Source organism: Candidatus Arsenophonus nilaparvatae, from assembly GCF_045346035.1.
Lineage (GTDB): Bacteria > Pseudomonadota > Gammaproteobacteria > Enterobacterales > Enterobacteriaceae > Arsenophonus > Arsenophonus nilaparvatae.
In genome coordinates, this window is sequence record NZ_CP158507.1 from 1,809,340 (window position 1) to 1,825,951 (window position 16,612).

General features: G+C 38.2%; 15 protein-coding genes and 1 pseudogene. 4 read left to right on the plus strand and 12 right to left on the minus strand.

All coding sequences use genetic code 11. From position 1 onward, the window contains the following. Positions 1 to 38 precede the first annotated feature (38 nt). The 11 genes and pseudogenes from WH390_RS08735 to greB all read right to left on the minus strand — a co-directional run bounded on the left by WH390_RS08735 (position 39) and on the right by greB (position 10,020). Entirely contained in the window at positions 39 to 773 is a 735-nt protein-coding gene (locus WH390_RS08735) for an amino acid ABC transporter permease (RefSeq protein WP_032115831.1), read from the minus strand. Between the two features lies 1 nt (position 774). Next, positions 775 to 1,511, minus strand: a pseudogene (locus WH390_RS08740) (amino acid ABC transporter permease). A 61-nt stretch (positions 1,512 to 1,572) separates the two neighbouring features. Then, positions 1,573 to 2,397 (minus strand): transporter substrate-binding domain-containing protein, encoded by an 825-nt coding sequence (locus WH390_RS08745; protein ID WP_032115830.1) that lies wholly within the window; start codon positions 2,395 to 2,397, stop codon positions 1,573 to 1,575. Between the two features lie 164 nt (positions 2,398 to 2,561). After that, positions 2,562 to 3,281, minus strand: coding sequence for a phosphate signaling complex protein PhoU (gene phoU, locus WH390_RS08750; RefSeq protein ID WP_032115829.1), 720 nt, complete (start codon positions 3,279 to 3,281; stop codon positions 2,562 to 2,564). Between the two features lie 14 nt (positions 3,282 to 3,295). Next, entirely contained in the window at positions 3,296 to 4,072 is a 777-nt protein-coding gene (gene pstB, locus WH390_RS08755) for a phosphate ABC transporter ATP-binding protein PstB (protein ID WP_032115828.1), read from the minus strand. Between the two features lie 38 nt (positions 4,073 to 4,110). After that, positions 4,111 to 4,995 carry a phosphate ABC transporter permease PstA gene (gene pstA, locus WH390_RS08760; RefSeq protein ID WP_032115827.1) on the minus strand — a complete coding sequence of 295 codons (885 nt, stop codon included), beginning with the start codon at positions 4,993 to 4,995 and terminating at the stop codon, positions 4,111 to 4,113. A gap of 1 nt (position 4,996) precedes the next feature. Then, on the minus strand, positions 4,997 to 5,953 hold the full coding sequence (gene pstC / locus WH390_RS08765; RefSeq protein WP_032115826.1) for a phosphate ABC transporter permease PstC: 957 nt from the start codon (positions 5,951 to 5,953) through the stop codon (positions 4,997 to 4,999). Between the two features lie 96 nt (positions 5,954 to 6,049). Further along, positions 6,050 to 7,087: a phosphate ABC transporter substrate-binding protein PstS gene (gene pstS / locus WH390_RS08770; protein WP_032115825.1), complete on the minus strand. Its 1,038-nt coding sequence runs from the start codon at positions 7,085 to 7,087 to the stop codon at positions 6,050 to 6,052. Between the two features lie 265 nt (positions 7,088 to 7,352). After that, positions 7,353 to 8,678, minus strand: a complete 1,326-nt coding sequence (gene envZ, locus WH390_RS08775) for a two-component system sensor histidine kinase EnvZ (RefSeq protein WP_032115824.1) — start codon at positions 8,676 to 8,678, stop codon at positions 7,353 to 7,355. After that, positions 8,675 to 9,394 carry a two-component system response regulator OmpR gene (gene ompR, locus WH390_RS08780; protein WP_026821896.1) on the minus strand — a complete coding sequence of 240 codons (720 nt, stop codon included), beginning with the start codon at positions 9,392 to 9,394 and terminating at the stop codon, positions 8,675 to 8,677. Before ompR ends, envZ begins: the two co-directional genes overlap by 4 nt. Positions 9,395 to 9,534: 140 nt before the next feature. After that, positions 9,535 to 10,020 (minus strand): transcription elongation factor GreB, encoded by a 486-nt coding sequence (gene greB / locus WH390_RS08785; RefSeq protein WP_032115823.1) that lies wholly within the window; start codon positions 10,018 to 10,020, stop codon positions 9,535 to 9,537. 185 nt (positions 10,021 to 10,205) lie between these two features. Between greB and WH390_RS08790 the strand changes: the two genes are divergently transcribed. The 4 genes from WH390_RS08790 (at position 10,206) to WH390_RS08805 (ending at position 15,710) form a co-directional block, all read left to right on the plus strand. Beyond that, complete coding sequence (locus tag WH390_RS08790) at positions 10,206 to 12,533, plus strand: Tex family protein (RefSeq protein WP_341860366.1); 2,328 nt, start codon at positions 10,206 to 10,208, stop codon at positions 12,531 to 12,533. Between the two features lie 315 nt (positions 12,534 to 12,848). Beyond that, positions 12,849 to 13,085, plus strand: coding sequence for a ferrous iron transporter A (gene feoA, locus WH390_RS08795; protein ID WP_032115822.1), 237 nt, complete (start codon positions 12,849 to 12,851; stop codon positions 13,083 to 13,085). A gap of 59 nt (positions 13,086 to 13,144) precedes the next feature. After that, the gene (gene feoB, locus WH390_RS08800) at positions 13,145 to 15,460 is read left to right on the plus strand and encodes a Fe(2+) transporter permease subunit FeoB (protein WP_032115821.1); all 2,316 of its coding nucleotides are present in this window, start codon (positions 13,145 to 13,147) and stop codon (positions 15,458 to 15,460) included. Between the two features lie 10 nt (positions 15,461 to 15,470). Next, positions 15,471 to 15,710, plus strand: a complete 240-nt coding sequence (locus WH390_RS08805) for a FeoC-like transcriptional regulator (RefSeq protein ID WP_032115820.1) — start codon at positions 15,471 to 15,473, stop codon at positions 15,708 to 15,710. An 88-nt stretch (positions 15,711 to 15,798) separates the two neighbouring features. Here WH390_RS08805 and bioH read toward each other — a convergent pair whose 3' ends face one another. Further along, a complete protein-coding gene (bioH, locus tag WH390_RS08810) occupies positions 15,799 to 16,575 on the minus strand; it encodes a pimeloyl-ACP methyl ester esterase BioH (protein WP_032115819.1) in 777 nt (258 codons plus the stop codon). Positions 16,576 to 16,612 lie beyond the last annotated feature (37 nt).

The following is a 16,612-nucleotide window of genomic DNA, read 5'->3' on the forward strand; positions in this document are numbered from 1 at the left end:
CACTTACCTCTAAAAGGCACTAGAAAGAATAACGGACACTAGAAACAAACCAACTGATTTGGTTGCTTGCCTGATAATAGAGCCTGTGACGACCGATTTTTTTCTAAACGACGTAAGATTTGATTTGCTATCAGCTCAAGTGAAAAACACATAATGAAATAGATTAAAGCAACAAATAGCAAAATTTCCATTGGATAAATCATTTCTCGATTATTTATTTGAGTGGCTAAAAATGATAATTCTGCCACTCCCACAATATAAGCCAATGAAGTATCTTTAATTAATGCAATCCACTGATTAATAAAAGAGGGGATCATCATCCGTAACGCTTGCGGCAATATAATATTCCACAATACCGCCCAACGGGTAAAACCTAGCGACATCCCCGCTTGCCATTGCCCTTGACCTATAGCCAAAATACCTGCTTTTACTCCATGGGCTAAATAAGCTGATGTGATCAAAGCTAAAGCACAAATTACGGTCGTCAATTCAGGAATATCCGTACCTAGTAAAACAGGTAATAAAAAGTAACTCCAGAAAATTAACATGATGACAGGTATAGCCCGAAAAAAACCTAACACAGCTGCCAGTAAATTTGCCCACCAACCATTTAACATCGCCAATGCAATTCCACCAGCAATACCGAGAAAAATAGAGATATTTCCTGCTAATAAACTTATTAACAGAGTCAGTGCTGCACCTTCTAAAGGGCCATCAGGAAATGTACCAAATAACAGATAGCGCCAATTTTCAGCAATCACTGTAAAATCCATGTTAATATCCCTTTATTAATAGACGCTGCTGACGCCATTGTCCCCAAGCTTCCATCAGGGCAATAATGGCAATATAAAGAATTGTCGCCACACCAAACGCCGTAAAGGTTTGTAAACTTTGACTTTCAATCTGACGAGCAACATAAGAAAGCTCCGCAACACCAATTGCCATAGTTAGGGAAGAATTTTTTACAATATTCATATACTGCCCCAATAAAGGCGGCATTGCGATTTTTAGCGCTTGGGGTAAAACCACATAACGCATGGCTTGCCAGCCAGATAAACCTAATGCTAATGCAGCAAATTTTTGTCCTTGCTTTACACCATAAATACCGGCTCTTAATTCTTCAGCAATAAAAGGCGTAGAATAGAGAGTTAAGCCAATCACACCTGCCAAAAATTCAAATGATGGCCATGCGAGCTTAATATCGAGAATAGCCAGCTGATGTGGTGTATTTAGCCATTGCATAACTGATTCTGGTAATATCGTTCCAGCAGCAAAGTACCAAAAAAAAGCTGTATTAATAATGGCGTATTACGAAATAGTGAAATATAACTAATTGCTAACCAACGCAAAAATACGGTATGGCTATCTCTAGCAGCAACGACAACAAACCCTAGCAGGGTTGAGGCGACTATGGCACAAAATGAGATCCAAATAGTAATAAGTAAGCCCTGCCAAATCCAATCAAGATATTCAGGGGCTAATAGCTGGCTAGAGAAAAAATGTTCAAACATTTATGCAACCTATTTATGATGAAGCTCTCATTTAGGTATTTTTATTAAAAATAATATTTTTTTACTTTTCTAATGGTGCAAATTTAAAATCACCACGAGGTAGTGCTGCTTTAGTTTCTGGACCAAACCAACGATTATAAATTATTTCTGCCTGACCATTTTTTTCTAATTTCAATAAAGTATTATTTACCGCTTTAATCAAATTCGTTTCACCTTTAGCTGCTGCTAATGCCTGATATTCACGTGTAAGACTAAAAGGTGAGATCTCATAATCTGCTTTAATTTTTGCCGGTAAGTTCCCCAATAAACCAATCAGTTTGGCATCATCTTGCGTAATAGCTTGTACATTGCCATTTCGTAATGCAGCAAAAGCAAGCGGGGTGTCATCGTAAGATATTACTTTAGTATTAGGATAGCGTTCACGTAGAGTAATTTCCTGCACGGTTCCTTTATCTGCACCGATACGCAAAGGAATAATATCATCAGCCGTTTTTAATACCCCAATACGTGCGATAAATTTCTGCCCAGTAGCAAAATCAGGAATTGAAAACTCAACTTGTTTAGCACGTTCATTGGTGATGGTAAAATTAGCACCAATCAGATCCACTTTACCTGCTGTCAATAGCGGTATTCGATTCGCTGGATTAGTTGGACGCAATACTAATTTAACACCAAAATCTTTAGCAATCGCTTCTGCAATATCAATATCATAACCCACCAATTTTTTAGTTTTAGCATCAATAAAACCAAAGGGAGGATTACTATCAAAAACAGCAATACGGATCACACCGGCTTTTTTGATACTTTCCAATTTATCTGCTTTTGCCAACCCGGTAACCAATGCTAATGTGACAGATAATACAGTTGCAATAAGATTGAATTTCATTTCACTATTACCTTTTACTGTCAATTTTTTGTATATTTATGTTTATTCGAGTCAAATTATCAATTCACAGTTAGAACATGAAATAATATAAAAATCTATGGTTATTCCAAAAAGGAATAACCATGAGCTAAAAAATAATCATTCAATAATCGCTGAAAAGCGTGTTAATGACCACCCTTAGTTAGCATTTTTTCTACAAAATCCCCACCTAAATGACGGAAATCTTGCCCTTTTAAATAATAGAAAATAAATTCACAAATGTTTTGGCAACGATCACCTATTCGCTCAATAGAGCGCGCACAAAACAACGCTGTTAATACACTAGGAATAGTGCGAGGATCTTCCATCATATAAGTCATCAGTTGGCGAACAATACCTTCATACTCTTCATCAACCTTTTTATCTTCCAGATAAACGCCAATTGCCGCATCCAGATCCATACGGGCAAATGCATCCAACACATTATGTAACATTTGAATAGTATGCCCGCCTAAAGCTTCCAGACTAACAAGTAACGATTGATGTTGCTCAGAAAACTTTTCCAACGCAACCTCACAAATCTTATCAGCAACATCACCAATACGTTCAAGCTCAGCAATGGTTTTTGAAATCGCCATAATTAAACGTAAATCACTGGCAGTCGGCTGCCGCTTAGCAATAATGCGCACACAAGCCTCATCAATCGCCACTTCCATCATATTGACTTTTTGATCATCCTCTATCACTTTTTTTGCCAAATTCTGATCTCGGTTATGTAAAGCTTCAATGGCATTTTTAAGTTGTTCTTCTACCAACCCACCCATTTTCATTAATTCAGTGCGAATATGCTCCAACTCAGCATTAAACTGGCCAGAAATATGTTTGTTGTAATTTAGATTATCCATGGTCATACCCTATATTAACCGTAGCGGCCAGTAATATAATCCTCAGTCTGTTTTACTGTAGGTGTGGTAAACAAAGTATCTGTATCATTAAATTCAATCAGCTCACCTAAATACATAAATGCTGTGTAGTCGGAGCAACGTGCAGCTTGCTGCATATTATGTGTGACCATTACCACGGTATATTCCGATTTCAGTTCACTTATCAACTCTTCAATACGTCCTGTTGAGATAGGGTCAAGTGCTGAACAAGGCTCATCTAATAGTAATATTTCTGGCCGGATCGCGATGCCACGAGCAATGCACAACCGTTGCTGCTGACCGCCTGATAAACTATAGCCACTATGCGAAAGTTTATCTTTCGTTTCATCCCAAAGGGCAGCTTTAGTTAACGCCCATTGAACACGTTCATCCATTTCAGCGCGAGAAAGTTTTTCAAATAAACGCACCCCAAAAGCAATATTGTCATAGATTGACATCGGAAATGGTGTTGGTTTTTGAAAAACCATACCTACTCTGGCGCGCAATAACGCAATATCTTGTTCATCGGTCAAAATATTAGTGCCATCCAACAAAATTTTACCTTCAGCATGCTGCTCAGTATAAAGCTCAAACATCTTATTAAATGTACGTAACAGGGTAGATTTACCACAGCCTGAAGGACCAATAAAAGCCGTTACCTTATTCTCTGCAATATTTAATGAAATGTTTTTTAGCGCATGGAATTTGCCATAGTAGAAATTCAAGTCACGAACTTGAATTTTACCTTCTGCCATGTCATTAACTTTAATCATCAATTTGTCTCTTAAGTTTGTCATCTGTTACTAAAGAACTAATATTTTTTCTTGGCAAATAATACACGCGCTAAGATATTGATTAACAAAACACATAAAGTAATCAATAAAACACCTGCCCAAGCCAATTGCTGCCATTCTGAGAATGGACTCATCGCAAATTTAAATATGGTTACTGGAAGATTAGCAATCGGTTCACTGAGATCTGTACTCCAGAACTGATTGGAAAGTGAAGTAAACAACAAAGGCGCAGTCTCACCAGCAATTCTCGCAATGGCGAGTAATACTCCGGTAATAATCCCTGAAACAGACGCTTTTAAGGTAATTGATAAAATCATTTTCCATTTTGGTGCACCTAAAGCATAAGCTGCCTCACGTAAATTATCTGGCACCAGTTTTAGCATATTTTCCGTTGTTCGAATAACAATCGGGATCTGTAACAAGGCCAGAGCAATAACACCTGCCCAACCAGAAAAATGCTGCATTCTGGCAACGATAATCATATAAACGAATAATCCAACCACAATTGATGGCGCAGACAGCAAAATATCATTGATAAAACGAATTATTTCTGCCAACCAAGAACGACGTCCATATTCAGCCAAATAAATACCCGCCATAATGCCAAGGGGTGTGCCTAACACCGTAGCCCATAAAACCAGCAAACCACTACCTACAATCGCATTGGCTAATCCACCACCAGTAGAATTTGGTGGTGGCGTCATTTCAGTAAATAAACTCCAGGACATGCCTTCAACCCCTTTGGTTAACGTTGTAAATAAGATCCAAATTAACCAAAACAGACCAAATGCCATGGTGATCATCGAGAGCAACAGTGCAATCCGATTTTTTTGTCTCCGCCATGCCTGACGACGTTGACGTTGTTTAATATCAATAGTTTTTGTTGTATCTGCCGTCACCATGTTAGCGCCCTTCATTTTTGGCTAAACGCATAATCATCAATTTAGAAAACGCAAGCACGATAAAAGTAATAACAAATAAAATTAAGCCTAACTCCATTAATGCAGCGGTATGTAATCCACTTTCCGCTTCAGCAAACTCATTTGCCAACGCAGAGGTAATACTATTTCCTGGCATGAAAAGTGAAAAGCTATCTAGCTGATAAGTATTACCAATAATGAAAGTGACTGCCATTGTTTCCCCTAAAGCTCGCCCTAACCCTAACATCACACCGCCGATCACACCATTACGCGTATAGGGCAATACGATATGCCAGATAACTTCCCAAGTCGTGCAGCCAATACCATAAGCAGATTCTTTCATCATAACTGGGGTCTGCTCAAAAACATCCCGCATCACTGAAGCAATATAAGGAATAATCATAATTGCCAGGATCACGCCAGCAGCTAAGATGCCGATACCTAAAGCCGGGCCTGAAAATAATTCACCAATAATTGGTATACCTGCCAAAACGTTACCAATCGGCTCTTGAAAATAAGTGGCAAATAGTGGCGCAAAAACAAACAATCCCCACATGCCATAAACAATACTCGGTATGGCCGCCAATAATTCAATCGCAATACCTAACGGGCGCTTTAACCAATTTGGTGATAATTCTGTTAAGAATAAAGCTATGCCAAAACTGACAGGCACTGCAATGATCAATGCAATTAACGACGTTACTACCGTGCCATAAATGGTCACTAACGCACCAAATTCCTGGGCAGGAACATCCCAATCCTTTGACCAAAGAAAAGAAAAGCCAAATTTTTCGATACTTGGCCACGATGCAATAATCAAAGAAATAATAATTCCACTTAACATTAACAGTGTAATTAGTGCAGCTAGTTTAACGAGAGCACCAAAAATAATATCACCTTTTTTTCCCGGTGCTTTATATGTCGTTAACTTCTCAGCCATTGTTTTTTCTCATTTTAATCCCCTTATATAACAAGGGGATAATCGTTCATTTATAATAGAGCGCGATTTTTGCTATCAGCTGATGCCACACTCAATTCAATATACAGGATTACCATTAGCGTCTTTTATATTACTTTTCCATGCCGCCCTAATATGGGCCACAACTTCGTTCGGCAAGGTAGCATAATCCAAAGCCTTAGCCTGTTCAGCGCCTTTATCGTATGCCCAGTCAAAGAAGGCTAATATTGCTTTCGCCTTCTCAATATTTTTTTGTTCTTTATGTAATAAAATAAAAGTAGCAGAAGTAATTGGCCAGACATTTTTGCCTACCTGATTAGTCAGATCTTGTGCAAAGGTTTTAGTCCAATCAGCTTTTTTAGCAGCGGCACTAAAACTACTGGCTGTTGGCGACACCGCTTCTCCATCGGCAGAAATTAATTTGGTATAAGCTAATTTGTTCTGTTTAGCGTAAACATATTCTACATAGCCAATAGCACCTGGCAGACGCTGAACAAAGGCAGCAACACCTTCATTACCTTTTCCAGCAATGCCAGTTGGCCATCTAACCGTAGAACCCGTGCCAATCTTACTTTTCCAATCAGCATTCACCTTAGCCAGATAACTAGTAAAAACAAAAGTCGTTCCTGAACCATCAGCACGGCGAACAACGGTAATATTTTGTGCTGGCAATGCTAAACCTGGATTTAATTCAACAATTTTTGGGTCATTCCATTTTTTAATGTTACCTAAATAAATATTAGCCAATGTTTTGCCATCTAATATCAATTGTCCAGATTGAATACCTGAAATATTGATTGTTGGAACAACACCACCAATCACAGTTGGAAATTGAATGAGTCCTTCTCGATTGAGTTTTTCATCACTTAAAGGCGCATCTGAAGCACCGAAATCGACCGTTTTAGCTATAATCTGTTTTACCCCACCAGATGAACCAATCCACTGGTAGTTAATCTGATCGCCGGTCTGTTTTTGGTAACTATCTGCCCACTTTGCATAAACTGGCGCGGGAAATGTGGCACCAGCGCCAGTAAGGCTTGTTGCCGCAAAAGCTGACATGGCCGTCAAAGAAAACATGGCTATGATATTAACGATGATAGAACGCATCAATTTCATAATCTCTCCTATTTGAGATGAAAGAGAAACAAATTACTCTGTTAATTGTAGCGAGTTAAAAAATACGAGGAAAAAATAGGTTAGTTAGATGACAGAAAGATGTATTATTTATGACAGTTTTATGACTGTTAAATAAATAATCAATTTATTTAAAAATATAGCCTTATATATCGATATAATAAATTTTCAAAATCAAAGAATTATATGATTTCATAAAATATAATAAAATATCCGTTAAATTACGGCTAAATAAAAATATAGCTTTTTATTTTTCCATTAATGGTAAAGTTGCCCGTATAGATAACCCTCCCCGTTTACTTTTATCTATAATAATTTCACCATCATGAGCATCAATAATTCGGCGAATAATTGCTAATCCTAGTCCTGTACCACCATTACTTCTTGCCCTTTCACCTTGCACAAAAGGTTGAAAAAGATGTTGAATACTTTCTTTTTTAATTCCTGCTCCATCATCCTCAACCTGAAACCAGGCATGATCTTTTATCACACCACTACTGACTTTTACCCAGCCATTCCCATAGCGGAGGGCGTTAACCAGCATATTGGTTACTGCTCGTTTTATGGCAATTACATTAGCATTAATAATGATAGGTGATGAACTAATCTGCGTCTCAATATTAGACAGGAAACTACTCTCAGCATTAACAGCTTCAAGTAGGACTTTGTTCAAGTCACAAAACTCCATGTTCATTTCCCTGCCTGTACATATATAGTCCATGAACTGCCCAATGATAGCATTGCACTCTTCAATATCTTTGTTAATTGATTCTGCTAGATATTGATCCTTTTCATTCATCATTTCTGTTGCTAAACGGATCCGGGTTAACGGAGTTCTCAAATCATGACTCACGCCTGCCATTAATATCGTTCTATCATTTTCCAGCATTTTTATTCCTGACGACATACGATTAAAAGCGCGGATGACATAACGTATTTCTAATGAACCTTCTTCCTTGATTGCTGGAACCATGACACCTTTTCCCATTTGCTTGGCATAGCTTTCTAATACAAATAATGGTCTACTCTGATAACGAATATAAAGCCATGTAACAGCAAAAATGGTCAAAAAAATAGCCAATGTATAACGAAATACAACGGCGAACTGATTCTGTCCTATTTCAGTTAAAGGCAGTCTTATCCAAACATTTGGGGCAAGATAAGAGTTTAACCATAAAAAAGGATGCTCTTTGGCAATTTCAAGACGAACATCCGCCTTGCCACCCATATATTCCGCCATCTGCTGGCTTAATTCCTCATAATGTCTTGCCCAACGTAAGCCTTTTGCCATAGCACGCGACTCGGTATAAAAATTAATACCCAGTTCTTTATAGATTTTCTTCTTAAATGATGGCGGCATTAAAATTGCATTTCCATCTTGCAATTCAATTTTCTCTGTTAATAACGTATGCACTTCATAGGCTAAGACTTTATTAAGCTGCTGAAGACTCGGCATTACAACAAAATTAAGCACAACTAAATAGCTGGTGACTAAACTAGCAAACAGTAAAGTAACAATAACAAATAATGAACGAGAAAACGTGTTACGTCTGGAAAAACGCAATCGTTTCATGCTTTACTACCATCTGGTACAAATACATAACCCAACCCCCAAACCGTTTGAATATAACGTGGATGAGTAGGATCATCCTCAATCATTCGACGAAGACGTGAAATCTGCACGTCTATCGAACGCTCCATCGCACTATATTCACGCCCTCGAGCAAGACTCATCAATTTATCACGAGATAGAGGCTCACGTGGATATGAGACCAGCACTTTTAAAACCGCAAACTCACCGCTGGTTAATGGCATAGACTCATCATCTTGAAACATTTCCCTTGTTCCTAGGTTTAATTTGAATTTACCAAATCGAATCACCGCCTCGTCCTGTGCCGGCGCACCCGGCAGCTCATTTGCCTGACGTCGTAATACGGCGCGAATACGAGCCAATAACTCTCTAGGATTAAATGGTTTAGGTATATAATCATCCGCCCCAATTTCTAATCCAACAATCCGATCTACTTCTTCACCTTTTGCTGTTACCATAATAATTGGGATAGGATTATTTTGACTCCTTAAACGACGGCAAATAGATAAGCCATCTTCACCGGGTAACATCAAATCCAGTACAATCAAATGAATAGATTCACGCGTCAAAATACGATCCATTTGCTCCGCATTGGCGGTACTACGAACTTGAAAACCCTGTTCAGTTAAATAACGCTCCAGTAAAGAGCGCAAACGCATATCATCATCCACAACAAGAATTTTATAATTTTCTTGCATTTTTTGACTCCACTAATATTTTTAAGATCCCTATATATAGTGTCTTAATAACAAATAAGACAATAATAATATAACTAATTCCTATTAGGCTTTTTTAGATTAATATTTACATTTTATTGATTTTTTTAATTTTATATCATTTACAACTCAATTCCTTGATAATTAATTTCCAATATCCAATAAGTAATAATACCATTTGGCGTATTCACCGTAACTTCATCATCAATTTGTTTACCTAATAATTCCCTTGCCACTGGTGAATTAATAGAAATCCATTTTTTAGCCGGATTAAATTCATCTGGTCCAACTAAACGAAAAACTTTAATACCACCATTTTCATCTTGTAGTTTTACCCAAGCTCCAAAATAAACTCTACCTTCCTGCCGAGGATCAGGATCAACTATTTTTAATACTTCAAGACGTTTAGATAAAAATCGAATACGTCGATCAATTTCTCGTAATCGCTTTTTACCATAAATATACTCCGCATTCTCTGAACGATCACCAAGCGCCGCTGCCTCTGATACAGCTTGAGTGACTTTCGGCCGCTCCTCACGCCAAAGAAACTTCAACTCTTGTTTGAGGTTGTCCCACCCTTCACGAGTAATATAATTATTTTTCACAATAAAAACTCAGTATGATTAGCCTTAATTTAAACTAATTACTATATATAATTCAAAAAAAGTTTTCGTTCACTACATCAAGTTCTAATATCCAAATATAATGTTAACTGGAAATTATTGTTTTCAACACGTATAAATGCGCACATAAGTCGTTAATTGCGTCCTATTTAAGTATTGAAGAAACTAAAATGATGAATAAATCCTTAAGCAAAATTATTGCACATGAATTAGATACAACGCCAGCGCAAATACTTTCAGCCATTACATTACTCGATGAAGGAAATACTGTTCCTTTTATTGCCCGTTATCGTAAAGAAGTCACAGGAGGACTCGATGATAACCAGCTACGTAAACTTGAAACACGTTTAAGTTACTTACGTGAATTAAACGAGCGCCGCCAAACTATCCTAAAATCGATTAATGAACAAGGAAAGCTTACGGCTGAACTTGCTCAGGCGATTAATAGCACTTTTAATAAAACTGAGCTCGAAGATCTCTACTTACCCTATAAACCAAAACGTAGGACACGAGGCCAAGTAGCGATTGAAGCAGGTTTAGAGCCACTCGCAAAGCGGTTATGGAATGAGCCCCAACATATACCAGAGCAGATAGCTGAAACCTTTATTGATCCACAAAAAAATATTAATGACACTAAAGCTGCGCTCGATGGTGCTCGTTATATTTTAATGGAACGCTTCGCTGAAGATGCAAATTTACTTAGCAAAATTCGTAATTATTTGTGGAAAAATGCCCATTTAACGGCAAAAGTTATTGAAGGTAAAGAAACCATAGGTGCAAAATTTAGCGACTATTTTGATCACCATGAGCTTATTTCGCATATCCCATCCCACCGTGCACTTGCTATGTTTCGTGGCCGTAACGAGGGTATTTTACAATTATCACTTAATGCCGATCCACAATTTGAATCACCACCAAAAGAAAGTTATTGTGAAGAAATTATTACCCAACACTTTGGCTTACATTTAAATAATGCACCAGCAGATAAATGGCGAAAAGCCGTTATCAGTTGGACATGGCGAGTTAAAATTCTGTTACATCTTGAAACAGAATTGATGGGCACCTTACGTGAAAAAGCTGAAGAAGAAGCGATTCATGTTTTCGCCCGTAATCTACGTGACCTTTTGATGGCAGCGCCTGCTGGTATGCATACCACCATGGGATTAGATCCTGGTTTACGCACTGGGGTCAAAGTTGCTATTGTTGATGCGACAGGCAAACTCATTACCACAGATACGATTTATCCTCACACCGGACAAGCAGCTAAATCTGCAACGACTATTGCATCCTTATGTGAGAAATATAAAGTTGCCTTGGTCGCTATTGGTAATGGTACTGCCTCACGTGAAACTGAACGCTTCTTTGCCGCAGTTAAAAAACAGTACCCGCAAATTACCGCCCAGAAAGTAATTGTTAGTGAATCTGGCGCTTCAGTTTACTCGGCATCTGAGTTAGCGGCTCAAGAATTTCCAGCACTCGATGTCTCTTTACGTGGCGCAGTCTCTATTGCCCGCCGTTTACAAGATCCACTAGCCGAATTAGTAAAAATTGATCCCAAATCAATTGGTGTTGGTCAATACCAACATGATGTTAACCAAACTTTACTAGCTAAAAAATTGACAGCGGTAGTTGAAGATTGTGTAAACTCAGTCGGTGTTGATCTAAATACCGCCTCTGTTGCTCTTCTTTCACATATTGCAGGACTAAGTAAAGCGATTGCGCAAAATGTCGTTAATTGGCGTAACGAACACGGGCGCTTTAATGACCGCAAACAACTATTGGAAGTTACACGTCTTGGTACAAAAGCTTTTGAGCAGTGTGCGGGCTTTTTACGCATTATGGCAGGGAATAATCCTCTCGATGCCTCAACAGTTCATCCTGAAGCTTATCCGATTGTAGAAAAGATTTTATTAACCACTAAGCAACCCTTAAAAACGATTATGGGTAACACTAGCGTGCTTAATAATCTCAAACCAGAATTGTTTACTACAGACAAATTTGGTATTCCGACGGTAAATGATATTCTAAAACAATTAGAAAAGCCTGGACGAGATCCGCGGCCAGAATTTAAAACAGCCACTTTTATCGATGGCATTGAAACCATGGAAGATCTTAAAGTAGGTATGATATTAGAAGGTTCGGTGACCAATGTGACCAATTTTGGTGCGTTTGTCGATATTGGCGTTCATCAGGATGGTTTGGTACACATTTCCTCTCTGTCCGATAAATTTATTAAAGATCCTCATTCTCTAGTCAAAACAGGGGATATTATCACCGTTAAAGTCATCGATATTGATTTAAACCGTAAACGAATTGCATTAAGCATGCGTCTGGATGAGAAAACAGCAGATACGCCACAACAACATCGTTATAAGCCACAGACAGGCAAAAATGCCTCCTCAGCCAGTTCAACTAAAACATCCCAACGCAACAATACGCTATTCGCTAATAGTGTAATGGGTGATGCACTAGCGGCGGCACTCAATAAAAAGCGTTAATTGTTAATATATATTATATAGTTAATAGTCTGATCTAACATCAGACTATTAGCATATTCAATTTTAGAAAATGGTTTTTTTAATAAAAACTAATGAATTAACACTAATTTTGATGCCAATACTTCACTCTCTAGAGAACTATTGATCAATATCAATTGCTGTCATTTAAAAAAAGCGCTAAATTAATTCGAGTAGCATATAATGATGATTATCATTATTAATATGAGAATGATAATATTTTTCATTAATTTTACTATTCGTCTGGTACCCATTTGCGGTATCTTTGTTTTTTTTGGCTCTAGAGTGGAAGTGTCTATGTCAATTCTTCCTAATCATCGATACAAAATTGTCGGATTTTCAGCAGAAATAAATCCAGCTTACCGTCAAAAGTTACTTTCTTTAGGTATGTTACCTGGATCTTTTTTTAACGTTATTCGTATAGCGCCGCTTGGTGATCCTATTCAAATCGAAACTCGCCGTATGAATTTGATCTTAAGAAAAAAAGATCTTGCGTTATTAAATTTGGACGATGCCGGCAACCAAGCGGTATAAAAATATTTTTTATGATAACTAAATAGCCTATTGCTTATTACTCATCTGACACCAAAACTATGAAACCATTAACTATTGGCCTTATTGGCAACCCTAACGCCGGTAAAACGACACTCTTTAATCAATTAACAGGCGCTCGCCAACGTGTTGGCAACTGGGCTGGTGTCACTGTTGAGCGAAAGGCTGGTCGCTTTGCAACCTCGGAATATGATATTGAATTAGTTGACCTGCCTGGCACCTATTCACTAACTACTATTTCAGAACAGACCTCACTCGATGAGCAAATTGCCTGTCATTTCATCCTAAGTGGCGAAGCGGATATGTTGATAAATGTTATCGATGCCGCTAACCTCGAGCGTAATCTTTATCTAACATTACAACTTATTGAATTAGGTGTGCCTTGTATCGTTGCGCTTAATATGTTGGATATTGCCGAAAACAAAAATATTCATATTAATATTGATGAACTTCAAACACGCCTGGGCTGCCCTGTTATCCCACTAGTTTCGACTCGCGCAAAAGGTATTAGCAAATTAAAACAAGCGATTGATAAACATAGTAATAATCTTATTTCAACCCTCATCCGCTATCCCGATTTTTTGCTCACCGAAGTGGAAAATTTAATTCAAATTATCGACCATAATAAATTCAATCATCAACAGCGCCGTTGGCTAGCACTACAAATCTTAGAAGGTGATATATATAGCCTGGAACGTGCCGCTATTTCCACTGATAAATTAGATAAAATTAGAACCCATTTACAATCTCAACAACAAGAAGAGCCTGAGCTCATCATCGCTGATGCACGCTATCAAACTATTGCCAGCCTTTGCGAAGCAGTGATTAATACTGAAACGGCAAAACCGAATGCCTTAACGCAATTTATTGATAACATAGTACTTAATCGCTGGTTTGGGGTGCCGATATTTCTTTTTATCATGTATTTGATGTTCATACTTGCTATCAATATTGGTGGTGCATTACAACCGCTCTTTGAAGGTGGCTCAGAAGCCATTTTCATCCATGGAATTCAATGGATTGGCCATACTTTTAACTTTCCACAATGGTTGACGGTTTTCCTTGCCCAAGGGGTAGGTGGTGGTATCAACACTGTTTTGCCATTAGTTCCCCAAATTGGTTTAATGTATTTATTCCTTTCTGTATTGGAAGACTCTGGTTATATGGCACGCGCAGCATTTGTCATGGATAGATTGATGCAAGCACTAGGTCTGCCTGGTAAATCTTTTGTTCCTTTGATTGTCGGTTTTGGCTGTAATGTGCCTGCTATTATGGGTGCACGGACACTAGATACTCCTCGTGAACGATTAATCACCGTTTTAATGGCGCCTTTTATGTCTTGTGGCGCCAGGCTGGCTATTTTTGCTGTCTTTGCGGCCGCTTTTTTTGGCAAAAATGGCGCAAGTATTGTTTTTTCTCTTTATTTATTAGGTATTGTCATTGCCATCCTAACCGGGTTGTTATTGAAATATACTGTTGCACGGGGCGCATCCTCCCCTTTTATCATGGAATTACCGGTTTACCATGTACCACACTTAAAAACATTACTATTACAGACCTGGCAAAGATTGAAAGGCTTTGTCTTAAGAGCGGGAAAAGTGATTATTATTGCCAGTATGATTATCGGGGCACTTAATAGTTTTTCTTTGTCCGGTAAAGTCGTTGATAATATTAACCAATCAGCATTAGCGTCAGTAAGTAAAACCGTTACCCCGTTATTGAAACCTATCGGTATCAATGATGATAATTGGCAAGCAACCGTTGGACTTATTACGGGCGCGTTAGCTAAAGAAGTGGTTGTCGGCACATTGAATACACTGTACACCGCCGAAAATATTACTCAAACACCTTTTAACGCCGAGCAATTTAATCTGTTAGATGAATTAGAAGATGCGGTTAATGAAACTTGGGATAGTCTAAAAGAAACATTCAGTTTAAGTGTCTTATCCAATCCTATTGAAGCCAGTAAAGGTGATGGTGATATGGATAGCAGTACAATGGGCGCTATGGCAGCACGATTCGGTTCGTCTTTATCAGCCTATAGCTATCTAATCTTTGTTCTACTTTATGTGCCTTGTATTTCTGTATTAGGAGCCATTGCCCGTGAAACGAATCGAAACTGGATGACATTTTCTATTCTATGGGGCTTGAATGTTGCTTATTCGGTTTCTGCCTTGTTCTACCAAATAGCCACTTTCTCACAACATCCACAATATAGCGCGTGGGTTATTGGGATGCTCGTCGTGTTTAACTTACTGTTAATTGCATTGTTGCGCCATTCACGTAAACGCATAACACTAAAACTCCATCATAATGTCCATAAATGTAACCACAGCCAAAGTGGTTCATGCCACTAGAGGTAATGAGATGATCAGTTTATTGCAAGTCAGAGATATGGTTGCGCTGTATGGCAGAACGGATGCTTACCAAATTAGTCAGAAATTCTCTGCTTCATTACCTATGATTGAGGCTATGTTAGATAAATTAGCAGCCATGGGAAAATTAGAACAAATTGATCAATCATCCTGTTTAACGGGCCATAGTTGTAAGCAATGTCTCGAAATAAAAAAGTGTAACCTAAAAATTTATCAAGTTACTTCTCTCTAATTTATGCGAGTAAGCGATAATTTATTAAAATTATCGCTTACTCGATTAGCATAAAGAATGTTTTTGCTTTTATTCTGACTCCCCATATTCATTTCTCCAATTGACCCAAAAAATCGACTAACAATTGAATAAACTGATTAGGATGAGAAATAAAAGGGGCATGGGCGGCATGTTTTATTACCACCGAAGGCGAATTAGGTAACCATTTATCCAGCATTGGTACTATTTTTTTGGGTACTAAGCTATCAAGGTCACCATAGATACGCAAAAAAGGTTTATTTAAGGTTAATAAAGATTGCCGTAGATCAGTTGTTCGCAAAATTTCCAAACCTGCGTTTAACACGGCAACAGAAGGTAACGGCTGCTCTAGTATCACCGATTTTAATAATCGTATATCGCCATTAGCTGTTTTAGTGCCCAATGTTTGCAATACAAGAAAACGTTCTACTGTACGATGAAAATCAACCTGTAATTGTCGTTCAAACCCCTTAAGTACCGTAGGTTTAATGCCTGGCCAATTTTCTTGTTGTCCAAAACAGGGCGATGAAGCCACTGTTATTAAACCTGCTATTTCAGCTTGATGGTTAAGTGAGATGATACTAGCAATCAGTCCGCCTAACGACCAACCTAACCAAATAGCCTGCTTGGGCGCTTTCTGCCAAATTACCTCTGCCATTTGTTGTAGCGACATCGGTGGAAAAAGATTACTACGACCATAGCCAGGTAAGTCAACTAGATGGAGACGAAAATGAGAACCACATTCCACTTCAATGGTACGCCAAACTTCTGCATTCAATCCCCATCCGTGCAATAGCACAATATCTTGTTTTCCTTTACCCAACTGCTGCCAAAACAGTGTCGTCATAGTTATTCTCGCTTTACAGGTATAAAAAAGGACATCA

Bases quoted from the DNA above. Each gene is read 5' to 3' on its own strand.
- pstC (WP_032115826.1), bottom strand. From the start codon at position 5,953: ATGGCTGAGAAGTTAACGACATATAAAGCACCGGGAAAAAAAGGTGAT.
- bioH (WP_032115819.1), bottom strand. From the start codon at position 16,575: ATGACGACACTGTTTTGGCAGCAGTTGGGTAAAGGAAAACAAGATATT.
- pstS (WP_032115825.1), bottom strand. From the start codon at position 7,087: ATGAAATTGATGCGTTCTATCATCGTTAATATCATAGCCATGTTTTCT.
- ompR (WP_026821896.1), bottom strand. From the start codon at position 9,394: ATGCAAGAAAATTATAAAATTCTTGTTGTGGATGATGATATGCGTTTG.
- WH390_RS08735 (WP_032115831.1), bottom strand. From the start codon at position 773: ATGGATTTTACAGTGATTGCTGAAAATTGGCGCTATCTGTTATTTGGT.
- feoA (WP_032115822.1), top strand. From the start codon at position 12,849: ATGTCAATTCTTCCTAATCATCGATACAAAATTGTCGGATTTTCAGCA.
- envZ (WP_032115824.1), bottom strand. From the start codon at position 8,678: ATGAAACGATTGCGTTTTTCCAGACGTAACACGTTTTCTCGTTCATTA.
- phoU (WP_032115829.1), bottom strand. From the start codon at position 3,281: ATGGATAATCTAAATTACAACAAACATATTTCTGGCCAGTTTAATGCT.
- WH390_RS08790 (WP_341860366.1), top strand. From the start codon at position 10,206: ATGATGAATAAATCCTTAAGCAAAATTATTGCACATGAATTAGATACA.
- WH390_RS08745 (WP_032115830.1), bottom strand. From the start codon at position 2,397: ATGAAATTCAATCTTATTGCAACTGTATTATCTGTCACATTAGCATTG.
- pstB (WP_032115828.1), bottom strand. From the start codon at position 4,072: ATGATTAAAGTTAATGACATGGCAGAAGGTAAAATTCAAGTTCGTGAC.
- WH390_RS08805 (WP_032115820.1), top strand. From the start codon at position 15,471: ATGATCAGTTTATTGCAAGTCAGAGATATGGTTGCGCTGTATGGCAGA.
- pstA (WP_032115827.1), bottom strand. From the start codon at position 4,995: ATGGTGACGGCAGATACAACAAAAACTATTGATATTAAACAACGTCAA.
- feoB (WP_032115821.1), top strand. From the start codon at position 13,145: ATGAAACCATTAACTATTGGCCTTATTGGCAACCCTAACGCCGGTAAA.